Origin of the sequence: Enterobacter sp. HSTU-ASh6, from assembly GCF_026319105.1 — a bacterium.
GTDB lineage: Bacteria > Pseudomonadota > Gammaproteobacteria > Enterobacterales > Enterobacteriaceae > Enterobacter > Enterobacter sichuanensis.
The window spans coordinates 63,817-84,027 of record NZ_WSPD01000006.1 but is presented as its reverse complement, the minus strand read 5'-3'; the positions used below and the strand labels follow the sequence as shown (position 1 = coordinate 84,027).

Genomic DNA, 20,211 nt, shown 5'->3' with positions numbered 1-20,211 from the left:
AATTTTAAGTAGTCGATGGCGTTTAGAGAATGAATACACAACAACTGGCAAAACTGCGTTCAATCGTGCCCGAGATGCGTCGCGTCCGGCACATTCACTTTGTTGGCATCGGTGGTGCTGGCATGGGCGGTATTGCCGAAGTGTTAGCTAACGAAGGCTATCAGATCAGCGGGTCTGACCTGGCGCCAAACCCTGTTACGCAGCAGCTGGCGTCACTTGGGGCGACTATCTATTTCAACCATCGCCCGGAAAACGTGCGCGATGCGAGCGTGGTGGTGGTATCGAGTGCCATCTCCTCTGACAACCCGGAAATCGTTGCCGCCCATGAAGCGCGCATTCCGGTGATCCGCCGCGCAGAAATGCTGGCGGAACTGATGCGTTTCCGTCACGGCATTGCGATTGCCGGGACCCACGGTAAAACAACGACCACGGCGATGGTTTCCAGTATTTATGCGGAAGCGGGTCTTGACCCGACGTTCGTCAACGGCGGTCTGGTAAAAGCCGCGGGCGTGCATGCACGTCTGGGACACAGTCGTTATCTGATTGCGGAAGCGGATGAAAGCGATGCGTCGTTCCTGCACCTGCAGCCGATGGTGGCGATTGTCACGAACATCGAAGCTGACCATATGGATACCTACCAGGGTGACTTCGAGAACTTAAAGCAGACCTTTATCAACTTCCTGCATAACCTGCCGTTCTATGGACGTGCGGTAATGTGCGTAGACGATCCGGTCATTCGCGAGCTTCTGCCGCGCGTGGGTCGTCAAATCACCACTTACGGCTTCAGTGAAGACGCTGACGTCCGCGTGGAAGAGTACAAACAGATTGGCGCGCAGGGGCACTTCACTCTGGCGCGTCAGGACAAAGAGCTGCTCCACGTGACGCTGAATGCGCCGGGGCGTCATAACGCTCTTAACGCCGCTGCGGCAGTGGCCGTGGCGACGGAAGAAGGCATTGATGAAGACGCAATCCTGCGTGCGCTGGAAAGCTTCCAGGGGACCGGGCGTCGTTTCGACTTCCTCGGTGAATTCCCGCTGGATGCCGTAAACGGTAAAACCGGCACTGCGATGCTGGTGGACGACTACGGTCACCATCCGACTGAAGTCGACGCCACCATTAAAGCCGCACGTGCAGGCTGGCCTGACAAGAATCTGGTGATGATCTTCCAGCCGCACCGTTTCACGCGTACGCGCGATCTGTACGACGATTTCGCCAGCGTCCTGTCACAGGTGGATACGCTGCTGATGCTGGACGTGTATTCCGCAGGCGAAACACCGATTCCGGGCGCGGACAGCCGTTCCCTGTGTCGCACAATTCGCGGACGCGGTAAAGTTGACCCTATTCTGGTTTCTGACCCGGCACAGGTGGCGGAAATTCTGGCACCGGTCCTCACCGGTAACGATTTGATTCTGATTCAGGGCGCGGGAAATATCGGTAAAATCGCCCGTACCTTAGCGGAAATCAAACTGAAGCCGCAAAACCAGGAGGATGAGCATCATGGCTGATAAGATTGCTGTCCTGTCTGGTGGTACCTCCGCAGAGCGTGAGGTTTCCCTGAATTCCGGCGCTGCGGTGCTGGCGGGCCTGCGTGAGGGCGGCGTTAATGCCCACCTGGTTGATCCAAGAGAGGTCGACGTAACGCAATTAAAAGCGCTGGGCTTCGATAAAGTCTTTATCGCGTTACATGGCCGGGGGGGTGAAGACGGTACCCTGCAGGGATTGCTGGAATTAATCGGCATGCCGTACACCGGTAGTGGCGTGATGGCATCCGCCATCTCTATGGATAAACTGCGCAGTAAGTTACTGTGGCAGGGGGCGGGATTACCGGTTGCGCCGTGGGTGGCACTGACGCGTCGCGAATTTGAATTGGGCCTTCCGGATAGCGTTAATACACGCATTGCGGAACTGGGCTTACCGGTTATTGTAAAGCCGAGCCGGGAAGGGTCGAGCGTCGGGATGTCTAAAGTCGACAAAGCTGACGATTTAGCCTCCGCTTTAGCGCTGGCATTTCAACATGATGAAGAAGTTCTGATTGAAAAATGGCTCAGCGGGCCGGAATTTACCGTCGCAATGCTTGGTGAAGAAATTTTACCGTCAATCCGTATCCAACCGGCCGGAACCTTCTATGATTATGAGGCAAAGTATCTCTCTGATGAGACGCAATATTTCTGCCCTTGTGGTCTGGATGTGGAGCGTGAAACAGAATTACAGTCCCTGGTGCTTAAAGCCTGGCATATTCTGGGTTGCCGCGGCTGGGGACGCATCGACGTGATGCAGGACCGTGATGGACAATTTTATCTGCTGGAAGCGAATACGTCCCCGGGAATGACCAGCCACAGCCTTGTGCCGATGGCCGCTCGTCAGGCGGGGATGAGCTTCTCGCAGTTAGTCGTACGCATTCTGGACCAGGCGGGCTGATATGTCTCAGGCTGCATTGAACACGCGCAACCGCGATGACGAAGAAGAATACGCCTCTTCACGCCGGAGTAATGGAACGCGTCTTGCAGGCATTATTTTCCTGCTCGGGGTTCTGTGCACCGTGTTTATCAGCGGCTGGATGGTACTGGGCTGGATGGAAGATGCGCAGCGGTTGCCACTTTCTAAGCTGGTGGTCACCGGTGAGCGCCACTACACGCGTAACGATGATATTCGCCAGTCAATTCTGGCGCTGGGGTCTCCCGGCACCTTTATGACTCAGGACGTTAATATTATCCAGAGCCAGATTGAACGTCTGCCATGGATAAAACAGGCGAGTGTAAGAAAGCAATGGCCTGATGAATTGAAGATTCATCTGGTTGAATATGTGCCCATTGCGCGTTGGAATGATCAGCACATGGTTGACGTAGACGGAAATTCCTTCAGCGTCCCGGCCGATCGTGTCAACAAGCAAAATTTACCGATGTTGTATGGCCCTGAAGGTAGCGAAAACGAAGTGTTACAGGGTTTTCGTGAAATGGGTCAGGTGCTGGCGAAGGACAGGTTTACGTTAAAAGATGCTGCGATGACGGCGCGCCGCTCCTGGCAGTTGACGTTAACGAACGGCATTAAGCTCAACCTGGGTCGCGGGGACACAATGAAGCGTCTGGCGCGTTTTGTAGAACTTTACCCGGTTTTACAGCAGCAGGCACAGACTGACGGCAAACGGATAAGCTACGTTGATTTGCGCTATGACTCAGGCGCAGCAGTCGGTTGGGTACCGGCTCCGGTCGAGGAACCTAATCAGCAACAGAATCAGGCACAGGTACAGGCAGAACAACAATGATCAAGGCGACGGACAGAAAACTGGTAGTTGGACTGGAGATTGGCACCGCGAAGGTTGCCGCTTTAGTAGGGGAAGTTCTGCCCGACGGTATGGTCAATATCATTGGCGTAGGCAGTTGCCCGTCCCGTGGTATGGATAAAGGTGGGGTAAACGATCTTGAATCGGTGGTGAAATGCGTCCAGCGCGCCATCGATCAGGCTGAATTGATGGCCGATTGCCAGATTTCTTCAGTCTATCTGGCCCTTTCTGGCAAGCACATTAGCTGCCAGAACGAAATCGGTATGGTGCCGATTTCCGAAGAAGAAGTGACGCAGGAAGACGTTGAAAATGTTGTGCATACGGCGAAGTCCGTGCGCGTGCGCGATGAGCATCGCGTGCTGCATGTGATCCCGCAGGAATACGCGATTGACTACCAGGAAGGCATTAAAAACCCGGTCGGTCTCTCCGGCGTACGTATGCAGGCAAAAGTGCACCTGATCACATGTCACAACGATATGGCGAAGAACATTGTAAAAGCCGTTGAACGTTGTGGCCTGAAAGTTGACCAACTTATTTTCGCCGGTCTTGCAGCAAGTTATTCCGTGCTGACCGAAGATGAACGTGAACTGGGCGTCTGTGTGGTCGATATTGGTGGTGGTACAATGGACATGGCCGTGTATACCGGCGGTGCGCTGCGCCACACCAAAGTGATCCCTTATGCCGGGAACGTGGTGACCAGCGATATCGCTTACGCTTTCGGTACGCCACCGAGCGATGCAGAAGCGATCAAAGTGCGTCATGGCTGTGCGCTGGGGTCTATTGTTGGCAAAGATGAGAGCGTTGAAGTGCCAAGCGTCGGTGGTCGTCCACCGCGTAGCCTGCAGCGCCAGACGTTGGCAGAGGTCATTGAGCCGCGCTATACCGAGCTGCTCAACCTGGTCAACGAAGAGATTTTACAGTTACAGGAACAGCTTCGTCAGCAGGGCGTGAAACATCATCTTGCGGCGGGGATTGTATTAACCGGCGGTGCAGCGCAAATTGAAGGTCTTGCGGCCTGTGCGCAGCGCGTGTTCCATACGCAAGTACGTATTGGCGCGCCGCTGAATATCACCGGTTTAACGGATTATGCTCAGGAGCCGTATTATTCAACGGCTGTTGGTCTGCTCCACTACGGGAAGGAAACGCATCTCAGTGGTGAAGCAGAAGTGGAAAAACGCGTCTCAGTGGGGTCGTGGGTCAAACGACTGAACAACTGGCTGCGAAAAGAGTTTTAATTTTTTTAAGAGACCGGAGAGAATTAGCGGTCTCGGGCGACAGGCACAACGGAGAGAGAAATTATGTTTGAACCTATGGAACTGACCAACGACGCGGTGATTAAAGTCATCGGCGTCGGTGGCGGCGGCGGTAACGCCGTAGAGCATATGGTGCGTGAACGCATTGAAGGTGTTGAATTCTTTGCAGTTAACACCGATGCACAGGCACTGCGTAAGACGGCTGTAGGCCAGACTATCCAGATCGGCGGTGGTATTACCAAAGGGCTGGGAGCCGGGGCTAACCCGGAAGTGGGTCGCAATGCGGCTGAAGAAGATCGCGAAGCGCTGCGCGCTGCACTGGAAGGTGCGGACATGGTCTTCATCGCAGCAGGTATGGGTGGCGGTACCGGTACCGGCGCAGCACCTGTTGTGGCTGAAGTGGCGAAAGATTTAGGGATCCTGACCGTTGCTGTCGTGACCAAGCCTTTCAATTTTGAAGGCAAGAAGCGTATGGCCTTCGCGGAGCAGGGTATCACCGAGCTGTCCAAGCATGTGGACTCATTGATCACCATCCCGAACGACAAACTGTTGAAAGTTCTGGGTCGCGGTATCTCTCTGCTGGACGCGTTCGGTGCAGCAAACGACGTGCTGAAAGGCGCGGTGCAGGGCATCGCTGAACTGATTACCCGTCCTGGCCTGATGAACGTTGACTTTGCTGACGTTCGCACCGTGATGTCCGAAATGGGCTACGCGATGATGGGCTCTGGCGTGGCGAGCGGTGAAGACCGTGCAGAAGAAGCGGCTGAAATGGCTATCTCTTCTCCACTGCTGGAAGATATCGATCTGTCTGGCGCGCGCGGTGTGCTGGTCAACATTACTGCTGGCTTTGATCTTCGTCTGGATGAGTTCGAAACCGTGGGTAATACCATCCGTGCGTTCGCCTCTGACAATGCGACGGTGGTAATCGGTACGTCTCTTGACCCTGAAATGAACGACGAACTGCGCGTGACTGTTGTGGCGACCGGTATCGGCATGGACAAGCGTCCTGAGATCACCCTGGTGACCAACAAACAGACTCAGCAACCGGTAATGGATCGTTACCAGCAGCACGGAATGTCTCCTCTGACTCAGGAGCAGAAACCGGCCGCGAAGGTGGTGAACGACCCAACGCCGCAAACGGCGAAAGAGCCAGATTATCTGGATATCCCGGCGTTCCTGCGTAAGCAAGCTGACTAAGAATTGGCTGGAATTTGGGGATTTGCGCTCTTTGTGCTAAACTGGCCCACCGTTAGTGATATACACTCTCGGTTGGATAGTTAATTTGGCGAGATTATACGATGATCAAACAAAGGACACTTAAACGTATCGTTCAGGCGACGGGTGTCGGTTTACATACCGGCAAGAAAGTCACACTGACGTTACGCCCTGCGCCGGCCAATACCGGGGTCATCTATCGTCGCACTGACTTGAATCCACCGGTAGATTTTCCGGCCGATGCCAAATCTGTGCGTGATACTATGCTCTGTACTTGTCTGGTGAACGAGCATGACGTGCGGATTTCTACCGTAGAGCACCTGAACGCCGCCCTGGCGGGGCTGGGTATCGACAACATCATTGTTGAAGTCGATGCGCCAGAAATCCCGATTATGGATGGCAGTGCTGCTCCGTTCGTTTATCTGTTGCTGGATGCCGGCATCGAAGAACTGAACTGCGCGAAGAAATTTGTTCGCATCAAAGAGACCGTTCGCGTCGAAGATGGCGACAAATGGGCTGAATTCAAACCGTACAATGGTTTCTCGTTGGACTTTACCATCGACTTTAACCATCCGGCGATTGATGCAAGCACCCAACGCTATGCGATGAACTTCTCTGCCGATGCGTTTATGCGTCAGATCAGCCGAGCCCGTACATTTGGCTTCATGCGTGATATCGAATATCTGCAGTCCCGCGGCCTGTGCCTGGGCGGCAGCTTCGATTGTGCCATCGTTGTTGACGATTATCGCGTACTGAACGAAGACGGCCTGCGTTTTGAAGATGAATTCGTTCGTCACAAAATGCTGGACGCTATCGGCGACCTGTTCATGTGTGGTCACAACATCATTGGTGCATTTACCGCGTTCAAATCCGGTCATGCACTGAACAACAAACTGTTGCAGGCCGTCCTGGCAAAACAGGAAGCCTGGGAATATGTGACCTTTGAAGACGAAGCGGAACTGCCGCTGGCTTTCAAAGCACCAAACATGGTTCTGGCGTAACGGTTCATCCCGTTTCGTAAAAAATCGACTGGTTAACCTGGTACTCTCTCCGACCAGGAAGACCAGTCGTTTTTATTTTTACCCTTCGTTGATTGCCCCCTGCGTTATCCCTTATTTACTCTGCGCAGAAAATGTGTGCGTTAGCTGCATTCTTGACCGTTTTTCCCCGCGGCGGCACCTCATTCCTGCTGATGTGTATTGGCTTTAGTGGTAATATCTGGGCGCTTAAAAAAATAACTGAATTCAGCCTGTACCGGGCTGGCTTATGTGGTGGAGCAAGTGAGCGGAATACTGACGCGCTGGCGACAATTTGGCAGACGTTACTTCTGGCCGCATCTCTTATTAGGGATGGTCGCGGCGAGTCTCGGCTTGCCTGCGCTCAGCAACAGTGCCGAAGCGGCGACGCCGGCGAAGACCTCCACAACCAAACACGATCTCAACACGCGAGTTAACTTTACTAACCTTGCGTGGCTTGAAGCCAATCGCCGCCCGAATTTCTCCGTTGATTACTGGCACCAGCATGCAATCCGTACGGTAATTCGTCATCTGTCATTTGCAATGGCACCGCAGGCAATGCCTGTTGCTGAAGAGACGCTGCCGGTTCAGGCGCAGCATCTTGCCCTGCTGGACACGCTTAACGCGCTGCTCACGCAGGACAGTCAGCCGCCGGTCATGGTTCGCCAGACAGCGCAACGTGCGCTCGTTTCTCCCGTCTTATTCTCTGTCACAACATGGATTAGCCAGGCTCACGGCATTCGCGCCGGGCCTCAGCGCCTCAGCTAAATTAACTTTTTCAATACCTTAATTTATCTGCCCACAATGGGGCGTTTGAGAATTTATTATGCTAATCAAATTGTTAACTAAAGTTTTTGGTAGTCGTAACGATCGTACCCTGCGCCGTATGCGCAAAGCTGTTGCTGTCATCAACGGTATGGAACCGGCGATGGAGAAGCTCTCTGATGATGAGTTGAAAGCGAAAACGGCAGAATTCCGCGCGCGTCTGGAAAAAGGCGAAACCTTAGAAAGCCTGATCCCGGAAGCGTTCGCCGTGGTGCGTGAAGCGAGTAAGCGTGTATTTGGCATGCGTCACTTCGACGTTCAGTTGTTGGGCGGTATGGTGCTCAATGAGCGCTGCATCGCGGAAATGCGTACCGGTGAAGGTAAAACCCTGACCGCAACGCTGCCGGCATACCTGAACGCCCTGACCGGTAAAGGCGTACACGTCGTCACCGTCAACGACTATCTGGCACAGCGTGACGCCGAAAACAACCGTCCACTGTTCGAATTCCTCGGGATGACGGTGGGTATCAACATGTCCGGTCTGCCCGCGCCAGCTAAACGTGAAGCGTACAACGCGGATATCACCTACGGCACCAACAACGAATACGGCTTCGATTACCTGCGTGACAACATGGCGTTCAGCCCTGAAGAGCGCGTCCAGCGTAAACTGCACTATGCGCTGGTGGATGAGGTGGACTCCATCCTGATCGATGAAGCGCGTACACCGCTGATCATCTCCGGCCCGGCTGAAGACAGCTCTGAGATGTACCGTAAAGTCGACAAAATCATTCCACACCTGCTGCGTCAGGAAAAAGAAGACTCCGACACCTTCCAGGGTGAAGGCCACTTCTCTGTAGATGAAAAAGCGCGTCAGGTGAACCTGACCGAACGTGGTCTGGTGAAAATTGAAGAGCTGCTGGTGGCTGAAGGCATCATGGAAGAGGGTGAATCTCTTTATTCCCCGAGCAACATCATGCTGATGCACCACGTGACTGCCGCCCTGCGCGCCCATGCGCTGTTCACCCGCGACGTCGACTACATCGTGAAAGACGGCGAAGTGATTATCGTTGATGAACACACCGGCCGTACCATGCAGGGACGTCGCTGGTCTGACGGTCTGCACCAGGCCGTTGAAGCCAAAGAAGGCGTGGATATTCAAAACGAAAACCAGACGCTGGCCTCCATCACCTTCCAGAACTACTTCCGCCTGTACGAGAAGCTGGCAGGGATGACCGGTACGGCAGATACCGAAGCGTTTGAATTCAGCTCCATCTACAAGCTGGATACCGTGGTCGTTCCAACCAACCGTCCAATGATCCGTAAGGACATGCCGGACCTGGTGTACATGACTGAAGCGGAAAAAATTCAGGCCATCATCGAAGATATTCGCGAGCGTACCGCGAAAGGCCAGCCGGTGCTGGTGGGGACCATCTCCATTGAAAAATCCGAAGTGGTCTCTCACGAGCTGACGAAAGCGGGTATCAAACACAACGTTCTGAACGCCAAATTCCACGCCAAAGAAGCGGAAATCGTTGCACAGGCGGGTTATCCGGCTGCGGTGACCATCGCCACCAACATGGCGGGTCGTGGTACCGATATTATGCTGGGCGGTAGCTGGCAGGCGGAAGTGGCAGAGCTGGAAAACCCAACCCCTGAACAGATTGCGCAGATCAAGGCCGACTGGCAGGTTCGTCATGACGCGGTTCTGGCCTCCGGCGGTCTGCATATCATCGGTACCGAGCGTCACGAATCTCGTCGTATCGATAACCAGCTGCGTGGTCGTGCGGGTCGTCAGGGGGATGCCGGTTCTTCCCGCTTCTACCTGTCGATGGAAGATGCGCTGATGCGTATTTTCGCCTCCGACCGTGTGTCCGGCATGATGCGTAAGCTGGGTATGAAACCTGGCGAAGCTATCGAGCACCCGTGGGTCACCAAAGCGATTGCTAACGCACAGCGTAAAGTGGAAAGCCGCAACTTCGATATTCGTAAGCAGCTGCTGGAATATGACGATGTGGCTAACGATCAGCGTCGCGCAATTTACACCCAGCGTAACGAACTGCTGGACGTGTCTGACGTAAGCGAAACCATCAACAGCATCCGTGAGGATGTGTTTAAGGCGACAATCGATGCGCATATTCCACCGCAGTCTCTGGAAGAGATGTGGGATATCGAAGGCCTGCAGGAACGTCTGAAAAACGACTTTGACCTCGATCTGCCAATCAAAGAGTGGCTGGACAAAGAGCCTGAACTGCATGAAGAAACCCTGCGCGAACGTATCTTTGAAACCGCGCTGGACGTATATAAGCGTAAGGAAGAGGTCGTTGGCGCTGAGATGATGCGTCACTTCGAAAAAGGCGTGATGCTGCAGACCCTGGACTCCCTGTGGAAAGAGCACCTGGCCGCGATGGATTATCTGCGTCAGGGTATCCACCTGCGTGGCTATGCGCAGAAAGATCCGAAACAGGAATACAAGCGTGAGTCCTTCGCTATGTTTGCCTCTATGCTGGAGTCGCTGAAGTATGAAGTGATCAGCACCCTGAGCAAGGTTCAGGTGCGTATGCCTGAAGAAGTGGAAGCGATGGAGCAGCAGCGTCGCGAAGAAGCTGAGCGTCTGGCACAGATGCAGCAGCTGAGCCACCAGACTGACGACAGCGAAGCCGCCGCAGCGATCGCTGCACAGACCGGGGATCGTAAAGTGGGTCGTAACGATCCGTGCCCATGTGGATCTGGTAAAAAGTACAAGGCGTGCCACGGCCGTCTGAACTAAGCTCATAAAAAAACAAAAAGGCGCAGACATCTGCGCCTTTTTTATGGAAGTGACAATATGAAAATACTGCAAATTGCCGTCGGGATTATTCGCAACCCGCAAAACCAAATCTTCATTACCCAGCGCGCTGCCGACGCCCATATGGCAAACAAATGGGAGTTTCCCGGCGGAAAGATCGAGTCAGGTGAAACGCCGGAACAGGCGCTGGTTCGCGAGCTTCAGGAAGAGGTGGGGATCACTCCGCTTGGCGCCACGCTGTTTGATAAGCTCGAGTACCAGTTCCCGGACAGGCACATCACGCTGTGGTTCTGGCTGGTGGAAAACTGGGAAGGCGAACCCTGGGGAAAAGAGGGGCAGCCGGGTAACTGGGTTGAACTTCAGGCAAGTGATGCCGAAAAATTCCCGCCGGCCAATGAGCCTGTGATCCTGCGGTTAGTCGCACAACCGTAGGCCTGCTAAGCGAAGCGCCAGCAGGCTTTACAGACTACTGCTGGTTCTCACTCCAGTCATCGCTGTCCGAGAGATCGCCTTCGCTTGGAATACGTTTCTCTTCCGCCGCCCATTCGCCCAGATCAATGAGCTGACAGCGTTTGCAGCAGAATGGGCGGAACGGACTCACTTCGCCCCAGACAACGGTTTTGCCACAGGTTGGGCAGTTAACGGTGGTGATATCAGACATCGGCACTCCTTAACAACAGGCCAGTTCAAAATCGAGACGTTCCGGCACGGTGCCATTCTCACTGTCCAGCGGCATAAAGCGAATTGCAAAACGGCTCTTATGCCCGGAAATCTGTGGGTAAAGCTGTTCGCCAAGCGATACATTCAGGCGCAAAAGATCGGCATCATCGCCGTTATCCTGGTAGAAACCATTCAGGCTGGTTTGTTTGCGGAACGGCGCTGAGTTACGGATCAGATCGAGGATCAGCGACAGCGTCTGTTGCAGGGGCTCCAGGCTTTTCAGCCAGCTGTTTACCTGTGCGTCACGCTGCGCTTGCGGCATATGTAGCCACATGTGAAGCGTCGGCAGATCGAAGCTACAGCAACCGCCAGGGATGCTCAGGCGCTGGCGCACCAGACCGATCAGACGATCTTCACGCAAAAACTGACCGACGCGCGGCGCGGCCATCAGATTGCTGCTGCTGCTTTTAAGCTGCTGACGAAGGGAATCGATACGGCTTACATCCACTCCCGGAACTTCAGCCCATGCCTGCAATTTACGCTGCTGACGCTCCAGCTCTTTGAGCAACTCTGTGCGGACATCGCCGCGCTCAATCACATCCAGCAGATCGCCCACATTGCGGAAGAAGTGCAGCGCCGTGGCATGATCGTTAACAGGCAAATGTTGTGAAAGCTGTTGAATGAGGAATTCGATGCGCAGCCAGGTACGCATTTTTTCGTTGAGCGGATGCTCAAAAAGGATGTGTGTCGACATTATGGTTTTTCCTGTGCAACGGCCTGCGCGGCGAACGTCAGATACTGCGCGTGCAGACGGGCAACATCCGATGCAATGGCATCTGGTGCGCCGTTATTATTAATGACATCATCCGCAACGGCAAGGCGCTGAGCGCGCGTGGCCTGGGCGGCAAGAATTTGTTCAGCATGCTCACGTGAGACGTGGTCACGCGTCATGGTTCGCTGGATCTGCGTTTCGGGAGAGACATCAACCACCAGCACCCGATCGGCTCTCTTCTGCAGCTGATTTTCCACCAGCAGTGGAACGACCCACACTACGTAGGGAGAGTTGGCCGCAGCAATCTGACGCTGGGTTTCCTGGTGGATAATGGGGTGGAGCAGGGCATTAAGCCAGCGCTTTTCCGACGCATCAGCAAAAATGCGCTCACGAAGCTGGCGGCGATTAAGCGTGCCATCCGCAGTGAGGATGCTCTGACCAAAGTGGTGTTCGATAGCCTTTAGCGCGGGTGTACCAGGTTCTACCACCTGACGGGCAATGATATCGGCATCAATAATCGTGATACCCAGACGAGAGAACGCGTCCGCAACGGTACTTTTACCACTACCGATGCCGCCGGTTAATGCAACGATATACCCCATTAAATCAAATCCTGGGAATTATTCATTATTAAAATCAGTTGATTAAAACTTAAAGTTGCGCCAGCAACTGTTTAGCCCTGTTTACCGGCTTTTTACCAGGTAAATTTATAGGATTGTAGCGTAAAAAAAGAGAATTTCGCAGTCTTGCGGAGCAGGTATTAGTGCGTATGATAACGTCACTGGAGTTGTGCTTTTAACATATTTGCCTCTAACCCCAGGAATCCGCACATGCGTATCGAAGAAGATCTGAAGTTAGGTTTCAAAGACGTTCTCATCCGCCCTAAACGCTCTACACTGAAAAGTCGCTCAGACGTTGAACTCGAACGTCAGTTCACCTTTAAACATTCCGGTCAGACCTGGTCTGGCGTGCCGATCATCGCTGCCAACATGGATACTGTGGGAACCTTTGAGATGGCAACCGCTCTGGCACAGTTCGACATTCTGACTGCCGTACACAAACATTACAGCCCTGAAGAGTGGAATGCATTTGTTGCGTCCGCGTCTGCTGATGTGGTGAAGCATGTGATGGTCTCCACCGGGACCTCGGATGCCGATTTCGAAAAGACCAAACAGATCCTGAATGCGAACCCGGCACTCAGCTTCGTTTGTATTGATGTGGCGAATGGTTACTCCGAGCACTTCGTGCAGTTCGTCAGCAAGGCGCGTGAAGCCTGGCCGACGAAAACCATCATCGCGGGCAACGTGGTGACCGGCGAAATGTGTGAAGAGCTGATCCTCTCCGGTGCAGATATCGTGAAAGTGGGCATTGGGCCGGGTTCCGTGTGCACCACGCGCGTTAAGACCGGCGTCGGTTATCCTCAGCTCTCTGCGGTTATTGAATGTGCCGATGCGGCGCACGGGCTGGGCGGCCAGATCATCAGCGACGGCGGGTGCACCATGCCGGGTGATGTCGCCAAGGCCTTCGGCGGCGGCGCGGACTTCGTGATGCTCGGCGGCATGCTGGCAGGTCACGAAGAGAGCGGTGGTACCGTGGTTGAAGAGAACGGCGAGAAATTTATGCTGTTCTATGGAATGAGCTCTGAGTCTGCAATGACCCGTCACGTTGGTGGCGTGGCAAAATACCGCGCGGCAGAAGGCAAAACCGTGAAGCTGCCCCTGCGCGGCCCGGTTGAAAATACCGCACGTGATATCCTCGGTGGCCTGCGTTCCGCCTGCACCTACGTGGGGGCATCCCGCCTGAAAGAGCTGACGAAACGCACGACGTTTATTCGCGTTCAGGAACAGGAAAACCGCGTTTTCAACAGCCTGTAAGAGTTTTCGCTGGCGCATCTCCGTGCGCCAGCACGTCAGCACTATCCCGCACTCATCGCATCCCCCAGATGGAAAATCGGCAGGTACATGGCGACCACCAGCGTGCCGATGATGACCCCCGTTACAATCAGAAGCAATGGCTCCAGAAGCGCCGCCAGATTATCGGCCCGTTGCAAGGTCTGTTCCGTGTGATGGCGGGCCAGATTTGCCAGCATGCTGTCCAGCGCGCCAGACATTTCACCGGTTCGTAAAAGCTGGATACACAGCGGGGTAAACATGGCCGCTCTCTGAAAGGATGACCAGACGGGGAAACCTTTTTCAACGTCCTCCCGAATCGTGTGGAGTATTCTCTGCCAGTACCGACTATCAACGGTCTCCTCTGCGCTCTCCAGCCCCTGCAAAAAGGCAATCCCTGCCTGCTGCGTGAGCGACAGAACGGTAAAAATGTGTCCCAGCTTTTGGCCCCGCGCCAGCGTCCCCATCACTGGCATATGCATCAGAATGCGCTGCCAGCGAGGATTCTGCCGCAGAGCCCACGCGCCAGCGACGGTTGCCAGTATCACGGCAAACAACACGAGGGCGTAGGACTGCATAAATGCTGCCATTGCCATGACCTTTTGTGTCAGCCACGGGAGCGGAGTGTTAAACGTTTTGTAGATCGCGGCGAACTCGGGCAAGACCAGGGCGACCATCGCCAGCACGACGAGGACGGCTAGCGTCAGAACGATCGCCGGATAGCGCAGCGCCTTTTTCACTTTCGCACTGAGTTGCTGCTGCGCTTTTTGTTGCTGCGCGAGCTGACGACAGCACGCCTCAAGCTTCCCGGTTAGCTCTCCGACCTTTACCATCGAGACATGCAGTGGGCTAAAAACCGCAGGCCACTTTTTGAGTGACTCAGAAAAGGGGCATCCTTCACTGAGTTCATCAGCAAGACTTTGCAGCAGCGCCTGCCAGGGTTTTGACGGATGCTGGTCTGCCAGCATTTGCAGGCTGTGGGACAACGTCAGCCCAGCCTGCAGCAGCGTGGCGAGCTGGCGAAACATCTCATAGCAGTGATGTGGCTGCCAGCGGTGTCTCTGCGCGCAGCGGGTCAGCGTCAAAGGATGAAGATCGTAACGCATCAACCTGCTGTAGGCTGCATTGCGGTCTGTAGCCCAGAGCGTCCCGCTTCGGGGTTCTCCTTCCTGGGTGAGCGCTCGCCAGCGCCAGAGCCGGTTAGCTGGCATCGGGCATGCCCAGGACGCGAATCAACTCTTCAATCGTGGTCAACCCTTCTTCAACAGCCATGCAGCCGTGCTCAAAAAGAGAAACCATTCCCGTCTGCCGGGCGCTCGCCTCGATCACTTCTGTTCCCGCTCCGCGGGCAATGGCCTGTCGCAGGTCATTGTCGATCGTGAGCACTTCAAAAATGGCCACCCGGCCATAAAAACCGTGATAACAGCGATCGCAGCCGGTGGGCTGCCAGCGGGGAAGCGGTCTGGGCCACTCTGCGCGAGGTAAATCCGCATGCTCGCTGGCTTCCCGACGACAATGGGGACACAGACGCCGGACCAGCCGCTGGGCAATTACCATCGAGAGTGCGGAAGATATCATCCAGCGCGCCACGCCCATCTGCTCCAGACGCGTCAGGGCTTCCGTTGTAGAGTTTGTATGCAGTGTCGACAGCACCAGGTGTCCGGTCTGCGCGGCGTTAATGGCAATCCCGGCCGTTTCACCGTCACGAATTTCACCAACCATAATGATGTCGGGATCCTGACGCAGCAGCGCCCTGAGCACGCTCTGGAAGGTTAAACCCGCCCGGGGATTTATCTGCGTCTGGTTTAACCCCGCCAGAGGGATCTCAATGGGATCCTCCACGCTGCAGATGTTGACCTCCGGAGTATTACGCGCCTGCAACGCGCTGTAGAGCGTCACGGTTTTGCCGCTGCCGGTGGGGCCGGTGACCAGAATCAACCCCTGCGGCTGGTGGAGTACCCCATTAAAACGGGCCAGTTGTTCAGCGCTCATGCCGAGCGCTTTCGGTTCCAGCGCCTGCTGAACCTGATGCAGAAGACGCAGTACAATTTTCTCGCCACCGCTGCAGGGAAGCGTGGCAATCCGAAATGAGACCGGCTCGTTTGCCAGCTCAATCGTGAACTGACCGTCCTGCGGTAAGCGGCGCTCTGCAATATCCAGATTACCTAGCACTTTTAAACGTGCGCTGAACTGGCTGGCCAGCGAGGCGGAAAGCGGAGGTTGTGGGTAAAGCACCCCATCGATACGTAAACGGATCTGACAGGCGTGCTCTCCCGGTTCGATATGAATGTCGGATGCGCGCTGGTTTATTGCCTGCTGCAGCGTGTGGTTGAGGATATCGACCGTTGAGTGTGTTTGCGAAACGACGGGCAGATGCGATTGCGACATGAGCTGCCGGTGTTTTTCCATGCGTTCTGCGCTCCAGCACTCGATATCAACCCGTTTCTGGGTCGCGAAGCGCAGGGCTTCCATCAGTTCACTGGCGGGGGTTCCCACGACGGCGATGCTTACCCTGTCACTGTCGCTGGTGAGCAGCAGAGCATGATGGCGCAGACAAAGTGCCACGAGTTGATCGGTTTTCATTAGCCGCTCCTCAGTTATTTTCGAAGCGGAAAACGTCTTCGCAGGCCTGTTTGAGCTCGCTGTCGTTACTGATATTGCAGCTGCGTTTCCAGCCCGTCATACCGTTGCCGCTGCTCCACTGGGGTGTCATCACCACCTCCAGCCCGGTCAGGCTCTCCTGGCCCGTTAATGACACGACGCCCTGCGTTACGCTCATGCCCGAGATATAACGCGTTGTCGTTGGGGAAGGGATGCCGTTGCTGCCGCCGTCACAGCCTGTCACGCCTCCATGATCCAGTGCGCACAGCTCAATGGCGGTGCGGTAGGGGACGAAGGTTTGCAACATATCGGTCAGCGCCGCTTTGCGCAGGTAGTTCTGATAGGCGGGGACGCCGATGGCGCTCAGAATCGCAATAATGCCAATGACCACCATCAACTCAATGAGCGTGAATCCGTGTTGTTTGTCCATATCTGCTCCTTAGGTTAAGTGGCGCTACTCTGTCAGCGCGAAAGGGCAGAAACGAGGGGCAAAAAAGGGAACGGGAAAGGGGCTTCAGAGAATTCATTCTGCGTTGCAGGGAGGTACAACGGAATTGCGAGCGGGGCAGGCATTCCCCTCTCCAGGTGGAGAGGGGGCCATCATTATTTGAAACGCATGGAAAGGTCGAGAGCGCGAACGTGTTTGGTCAGAGCCCCGACGGAGATGTAATCCACGCCCGTCTCGGCGAACTCACGGATCGTGTCGAAGGTGACATTCCCGGACACTTCAAGCTGTGCCTGGCCGTTGGTGAGCTTGACGGCTTCGCGCATCTGCTCTGTTTCGAAGTTATCGAGCATGATGATATCAGCCCCGGCCTTAATTGCCTGGTCGAGCTCCTCCAGGTTTTCGACCTCCACTTCAACGGGCACGTCCGGGTGCAGCCAGAAGGCTTTCTCAACCGCCTGACGCACGGAGCCAGAGGCAATAATGTGGTTCTCTTTAATCAGGAAGGCATCAGATAATCCCAGGCGATGGTTTGCGCCACCGCCGCAGAGTACCGCGTATTTCAGCGCCGTACGCAGACCCGGCAGCGTTTTGCGGGTGTCCAGCAGCTGGGTACGGGTGCCAGCCAGCAGGTTAACGTAGCGACGGACTTCACTTGCCACACCGGACAACGTCTGGACGAAGTTAAGGGCGGTACGTTCGCCGGTCAGCAGCACGCGGGACGGGCCGTCGAGTTCAAACAGCGGCTGGTTTGCGGCGATCGCATCGCCGTCTTCAACATGCCAGACGATCTGCACATCATCGCCCGCCAGCTGGGTAAAGACCTCTTCAACCCAGCGCTTGCCACAAAAAACGCCCTCTTCACGGGTGATAATCACCGCGTGAGAGCGTGTCTCTTTTGGCAACAATTGTGCGGTAATATCCTTTTCGGCATTCACGTCGCCGCCCAGGTCTTCTTTCAGGGCATGGGCGACGCTTGCCGGAATATCCATATTAATACGTTCCAGAAGCGCTTCACGTCGGTGGTCGGGGTTGTAGCGGCGAGGCGGCATGATAAAACTCCAAATTGGTAACGAATCATAATATTGAAACATGCTACTCTGAACCGAGTAACAGCACCATACATAAGGAGTTCCAGCATGTTGTTAGAAAACGGATGGCTGGTGGATGCGCGGCATGTGCCCTCGCCGCACCACGACTGCCGCCCGGAGGATGAAAAGCCCACACTGCTGGTTATTCATAATATTAGTCTCCCGCCGGGTGAATTTGGCGGTCCGTGGATTGACGCGTTATTCAAGGGAACGATAGATCCCGATGCGCATCCTTTCTTCGCTGAGATTGCGCATCTGCGCGTGTCGGCTCACTGCCTGATTCGCCGTGATGGTGAAGTGGTTCAGTACGTTCCTTTTGATAAGCGCGCCTGGCATGCCGGGGTGTCGTTGTATCATGGGCGCGAACGCTGCAACGATTTCTCCATCGGCATCGAACTGGAAGGCACGGATACCACGCCCTATACCGATTCACAGTATCAACAGTTAGTGGCCGTGACCCGCGCGCTTATCGGGCGCTATCCGGCCATCGCCGACAATATTACGGGACACAGTGATATTGCCCCGACGCGAAAAACCGATCCTGGACCGGCCTTTGACTGGCCCCGGTTTCGCGCCATGCTCAACGCGTCGTCAGAATAAGGAGATACCATGACGTTGTTTACCATGCTGCTGGTTATCATCGCTGAACGCCTGTTTAAACTCGGCGAGCACTGGCATCTGGACCACCGGCTGGAGGTGCTTTTCCGCCGGATTAAGCACTTTTCTATGCTGCGTACGCTGCTGATGATGGCCGGGGTGATGGTCATTACCTTCCTGCTGCTGCGCTCGCTGTACGGACTGTTTTTCAACGTGCCGCTGCTGGTGGTGTGGATCCTGCTCGGTGTCCTGTGCATTGGCGCAGGGAAGGTGCGTTTGCACTACCATGCTTATCTTAAAGCTGCGTCACGAGATGATGCCCACGCGCGCGGTGCCATGGCGAGCGAACTGACGCTGATCCACGGCGTGCCGCCGGATTGCGATGAACGCGAATTCCTGCGCGAGCTGCAAAACGCGCTGCTGTGGATTAACTTCCGCTACTACCTGGCGCCGCTGTTCTGGTTTGTGGTGGGCGGGCCGTGGGGACCGGTCCTGCTGATGGGGTATGCTTTTCTGCGCGCCTGGCAGACCTGGCTTGCCCGTTATCTGACGCCGCATGAACGTTTGCTGTCCGGGATTGATGCCATCCTGCATGTGCTCGACTGGCTCCCGGTGCGTCTGGTGGGCGTGGTGTATGCGTTAATTGGCCACGGCGAAAAAGCGCTGCCTGCATGGTTCGCTTCTCTTGCCGACCGCCATACCTCACAGTACCAGGTGTTAACACGTCTGGCGCAGTTCTCGCTGGCACGCGAGCCGCATACCGACAAAATTGAAACGCCGAAAGCCGCCGTCTCAATGGCGAAGAAGACCTCGTTTGTGGTGGTGGTTGTGGTGGCGCTGCTGACGATTTACGGCACGCTGGTGTAAGCCAGCGTGCCGTAACGATTAAAGCGTATCCGCAGGCGGGATGCCGAAATCAGGCATCCCGTTTTCGTTCCAGCGAACGCGCTTCAGGCGGGTGTGGCGGTTGGGATCGTATAGCGGATCGCCTTCTATTTCGGTGTAGTTTCTGGCGTGATACACCAGCACATCTTCCCCGTCTGGGGTCTTCGTGAAGCTGTTATGGCCCGGCCCGTACTGGCGGTTTTCATAGCTGGTGGCGAATACCGGGCGCGGAGATTTGTGCCAGTTCGCCGGGTTTTGCGGATCGGCGTTGCGGTCTATCCACACCAGACCTATGCAGTAGTTTTCATCGGTGGCGCTGGCGGAATAGCTGATAAACAGCTTATCGTCGTGAACCAGTACCGCCGGGCCTTCGTTGACCCGGAACCCACGGCATTCCCAGTCATATTCCGGCTTGCTGAGCATCACCGGCTCGCCTTTAAGCGTCCACGGGTTCGCCATTTCGCACAGATACAGGTTGGAGTTTCCGTTGATATCCGGCGCTTTTTGCGCCCACAGATACCAGCGCTTACCCTGATGAACAAAGGTGGTTGCGTCCAGGGCGAAGGTATCGAACGGGGTTTTGATTTGCCCTTTTTCCACCCACCTGCCGGTAAGCGGATCGCGGTCGGCACATTCAATGGCAAACATGCGGTGCTGGAACATCCCGAGCGCATCGAGCGCCTGCGTGTGCGCCGCCGCAAAATAGATGTACCACTTGCCGTCGATGTGGTGCAGTTCCGGGGCCCAGATGAGCTGACTCATCGGGCCGGTCTCGGGTTTTCGCCAGACCGTCACCTCTTCAGCGTCGCGTAGCCCTTCCAGCGAGTCCGCGCGACGGATCGCCAGCCTGTCGTACTGCGGCACGGAGGCGATAAAATAGTATTGCCCCTCGTGGTGCAAAATATACGGATCGGCGCGTTGTTCAATAAACGGGTTTGGCCAGGTTTGCATGCGACT

Annotated in this window: 20 protein-coding genes; 12 read left to right on the top strand and 8 right to left on the bottom strand. The window is 55.3% G+C overall.

Going from position 1 to position 20,211, the window contains the following annotated elements; translation table 11 throughout:
- Positions 1–29 precede the first annotated feature (29 nt).
- The 9 genes from murC (at position 30) to mutT (ending at position 10,746) form a co-directional block, all read left to right on the top strand.
- Complete coding sequence (gene murC, locus GM298_RS09170; protein WP_266153991.1) at positions 30–1,505, top strand: UDP-N-acetylmuramate--L-alanine ligase; 1,476 nt, start codon at positions 30–32, stop codon at positions 1,503–1,505.
- On the top strand, positions 1,498–2,418 hold the full coding sequence (locus GM298_RS09165) for a D-alanine--D-alanine ligase (RefSeq protein ID WP_262747794.1): 921 nt from the start codon (positions 1,498–1,500) through the stop codon (positions 2,416–2,418). The genes murC and GM298_RS09165 overlap by 8 nt, the downstream gene beginning before the upstream one ends.
- A gap of 1 nt (position 2,419) precedes the next feature.
- Entirely contained in the window at positions 2,420–3,262 is an 843-nt protein-coding gene (gene ftsQ, locus GM298_RS09160) for a cell division protein FtsQ (protein WP_025756756.1), read from the top strand.
- On the top strand, positions 3,259–4,515 hold the full coding sequence (ftsA, locus tag GM298_RS09155) for a cell division protein FtsA (protein ID WP_025756757.1): 1,257 nt from the start codon (positions 3,259–3,261) through the stop codon (positions 4,513–4,515). The genes ftsQ and ftsA overlap by 4 nt, the downstream gene beginning before the upstream one ends.
- Positions 4,516–4,578: 63 nt before the next feature.
- The gene (gene ftsZ / locus GM298_RS09150) at positions 4,579–5,730 is read left to right on the top strand and encodes a cell division protein FtsZ (protein ID WP_008501978.1); all 1,152 of its coding nucleotides are present in this window, start codon (positions 4,579–4,581) and stop codon (positions 5,728–5,730) included.
- 101 nt (positions 5,731–5,831) lie between these two features.
- Positions 5,832–6,749: a UDP-3-O-acyl-N-acetylglucosamine deacetylase gene (lpxC, locus tag GM298_RS09145; RefSeq protein ID WP_025756758.1), complete on the top strand. Its 918-nt coding sequence runs from the start codon at positions 5,832–5,834 to the stop codon at positions 6,747–6,749.
- 279 nt (positions 6,750–7,028) lie between these two features.
- On the top strand, positions 7,029–7,532 hold the full coding sequence (gene secM / locus GM298_RS09140; RefSeq protein ID WP_164881245.1) for a secA translation cis-regulator SecM: 504 nt from the start codon (positions 7,029–7,031) through the stop codon (positions 7,530–7,532).
- A 58-nt stretch (positions 7,533–7,590) separates the two neighbouring features.
- The gene (gene secA, locus GM298_RS09135) at positions 7,591–10,296 is read left to right on the top strand and encodes a preprotein translocase subunit SecA (protein ID WP_025756760.1); all 2,706 of its coding nucleotides are present in this window, start codon (positions 7,591–7,593) and stop codon (positions 10,294–10,296) included.
- 57 nt (positions 10,297–10,353) lie between these two features.
- Complete coding sequence (gene mutT / locus GM298_RS09130) at positions 10,354–10,746, top strand: 8-oxo-dGTP diphosphatase MutT (RefSeq protein WP_025756761.1); 393 nt, start codon at positions 10,354–10,356, stop codon at positions 10,744–10,746.
- A 34-nt stretch (positions 10,747–10,780) separates the two neighbouring features.
- On the opposite strand, the gene yacG is transcribed toward mutT, so the two are convergent.
- The 3 genes from yacG to coaE are packed head-to-tail and all read right to left on the bottom strand — an operon-like array spanning position 10,781 to position 12,348.
- Positions 10,781–10,975, bottom strand: coding sequence for a DNA gyrase inhibitor YacG (gene yacG, locus GM298_RS09125; RefSeq protein WP_025756762.1), 195 nt, complete (start codon positions 10,973–10,975; stop codon positions 10,781–10,783).
- Positions 10,976–10,984: 9 nt separating this feature from the next.
- Positions 10,985–11,728, bottom strand: coding sequence for a cell division protein ZapD (gene zapD / locus GM298_RS09120; protein ID WP_025756763.1), 744 nt, complete (start codon positions 11,726–11,728; stop codon positions 10,985–10,987).
- A complete protein-coding gene (gene coaE / locus GM298_RS09115; RefSeq protein ID WP_126800502.1) occupies positions 11,728–12,348 on the bottom strand; it encodes a dephospho-CoA kinase in 621 nt (206 codons plus the stop codon). The genes zapD and coaE overlap by 1 nt, the downstream gene beginning before the upstream one ends.
- A 228-nt stretch (positions 12,349–12,576) precedes the next feature.
- Between coaE and GM298_RS09110 the strand changes: the two genes are divergently transcribed.
- Positions 12,577–13,620: a GMP reductase gene (locus GM298_RS09110; RefSeq protein WP_025756765.1), complete on the top strand. Its 1,044-nt coding sequence runs from the start codon at positions 12,577–12,579 to the stop codon at positions 13,618–13,620.
- Positions 13,621–13,661: 41 nt separating this feature from the next.
- Here GM298_RS09110 and hofC read toward each other — a convergent pair whose 3' ends face one another.
- From hofC to nadC, 4 genes are all read right to left on the bottom strand, one after another.
- On the bottom strand, positions 13,662–14,846 hold the full coding sequence (gene hofC, locus GM298_RS09105) for a protein transport protein HofC (protein ID WP_266153990.1): 1,185 nt from the start codon (positions 14,844–14,846) through the stop codon (positions 13,662–13,664).
- Complete coding sequence (gspE, locus tag GM298_RS09100) at positions 14,836–16,218, bottom strand: type II secretion system protein GspE (protein ID WP_266153989.1); 1,383 nt, start codon at positions 16,216–16,218, stop codon at positions 14,836–14,838. Before gspE ends, hofC begins: the two co-directional genes overlap by 11 nt.
- Positions 16,219–16,228: 10 nt before the next feature.
- The gene (gene ppdD / locus GM298_RS09095; protein ID WP_262784187.1) at positions 16,229–16,666 is read right to left on the bottom strand and encodes a prepilin peptidase-dependent pilin; all 438 of its coding nucleotides are present in this window, start codon (positions 16,664–16,666) and stop codon (positions 16,229–16,231) included.
- Positions 16,667–16,839: 173 nt separating this feature from the next.
- Positions 16,840–17,733, bottom strand: a complete 894-nt coding sequence (gene nadC, locus GM298_RS09090) for a carboxylating nicotinate-nucleotide diphosphorylase (protein WP_045284787.1) — start codon at positions 17,731–17,733, stop codon at positions 16,840–16,842.
- Positions 17,734–17,820: 87 nt separating this feature from the next.
- Here nadC and ampD point away from each other — a divergent pair, with 87 nt between their 5' ends.
- On the top strand, positions 17,821–18,372 hold the full coding sequence (gene ampD / locus GM298_RS09085; protein ID WP_266153988.1) for a 1,6-anhydro-N-acetylmuramyl-L-alanine amidase AmpD: 552 nt from the start codon (positions 17,821–17,823) through the stop codon (positions 18,370–18,372).
- 9 nt (positions 18,373–18,381) lie between these two features.
- A complete protein-coding gene (gene ampE / locus GM298_RS09080) occupies positions 18,382–19,236 on the top strand; it encodes a beta-lactamase regulator AmpE (protein WP_045284785.1) in 855 nt (284 codons plus the stop codon).
- An 18-nt stretch (positions 19,237–19,254) separates the two neighbouring features.
- Here ampE and GM298_RS09075 read toward each other — a convergent pair whose 3' ends face one another.
- On the bottom strand, positions 19,255–20,205 hold the full coding sequence (locus tag GM298_RS09075; RefSeq protein ID WP_266153987.1) for a family 43 glycosylhydrolase: 951 nt from the start codon (positions 20,203–20,205) through the stop codon (positions 19,255–19,257).
- Positions 20,206–20,211: the final 6 nt, after the last annotated feature.

What these genes read in the sequence shown, in the direction of transcription:
- gspE (WP_266153989.1), bottom strand. Translation starts at nt 16,218, where the DNA reads ATGAAAACCGATCAACTCGTGGCACTTTGTCTGCGCCATCATGCTCTG.
- lpxC (WP_025756758.1), top strand. Translation starts at nt 5,832, where the DNA reads ATGATCAAACAAAGGACACTTAAACGTATCGTTCAGGCGACGGGTGTC.
- ampD (WP_266153988.1), top strand. Translation starts at nt 17,821, where the DNA reads ATGTTGTTAGAAAACGGATGGCTGGTGGATGCGCGGCATGTGCCCTCG.
- GM298_RS09165 (WP_262747794.1), top strand. Translation starts at nt 1,498, where the DNA reads ATGGCTGATAAGATTGCTGTCCTGTCTGGTGGTACCTCCGCAGAGCGT.
- ftsQ (WP_025756756.1), top strand. Translation starts at nt 2,420, where the DNA reads ATGTCTCAGGCTGCATTGAACACGCGCAACCGCGATGACGAAGAAGAA.
- coaE (WP_126800502.1), bottom strand. Translation starts at nt 12,348, where the DNA reads ATGGGGTATATCGTTGCATTAACCGGCGGCATCGGTAGTGGTAAAAGT.
- murC (WP_266153991.1), top strand. Translation starts at nt 30, where the DNA reads ATGAATACACAACAACTGGCAAAACTGCGTTCAATCGTGCCCGAGATG.
- yacG (WP_025756762.1), bottom strand. Translation starts at nt 10,975, where the DNA reads ATGTCTGATATCACCACCGTTAACTGCCCAACCTGTGGCAAAACCGTT.
- nadC (WP_045284787.1), bottom strand. Translation starts at nt 17,733, where the DNA reads ATGCCGCCTCGCCGCTACAACCCCGACCACCGACGTGAAGCGCTTCTG.
- GM298_RS09075 (WP_266153987.1), bottom strand. Translation starts at nt 20,205, where the DNA reads ATGCAAACCTGGCCAAACCCGTTTATTGAACAACGCGCCGATCCGTAT.
- hofC (WP_266153990.1), bottom strand. Translation starts at nt 14,846, where the DNA reads ATGCCAGCTAACCGGCTCTGGCGCTGGCGAGCGCTCACCCAGGAAGGA.
- ampE (WP_045284785.1), top strand. Translation starts at nt 18,382, where the DNA reads ATGACGTTGTTTACCATGCTGCTGGTTATCATCGCTGAACGCCTGTTT.
- ftsZ (WP_008501978.1), top strand. Translation starts at nt 4,579, where the DNA reads ATGTTTGAACCTATGGAACTGACCAACGACGCGGTGATTAAAGTCATC.
- mutT (WP_025756761.1), top strand. Translation starts at nt 10,354, where the DNA reads ATGAAAATACTGCAAATTGCCGTCGGGATTATTCGCAACCCGCAAAAC.
- GM298_RS09110 (WP_025756765.1), top strand. Translation starts at nt 12,577, where the DNA reads ATGCGTATCGAAGAAGATCTGAAGTTAGGTTTCAAAGACGTTCTCATC.
- ppdD (WP_262784187.1), bottom strand. Translation starts at nt 16,666, where the DNA reads ATGGACAAACAACACGGATTCACGCTCATTGAGTTGATGGTGGTCATT.
- secA (WP_025756760.1), top strand. Translation starts at nt 7,591, where the DNA reads ATGCTAATCAAATTGTTAACTAAAGTTTTTGGTAGTCGTAACGATCGT.
- zapD (WP_025756763.1), bottom strand. Translation starts at nt 11,728, where the DNA reads ATGTCGACACACATCCTTTTTGAGCATCCGCTCAACGAAAAAATGCGT.
- ftsA (WP_025756757.1), top strand. Translation starts at nt 3,259, where the DNA reads ATGATCAAGGCGACGGACAGAAAACTGGTAGTTGGACTGGAGATTGGC.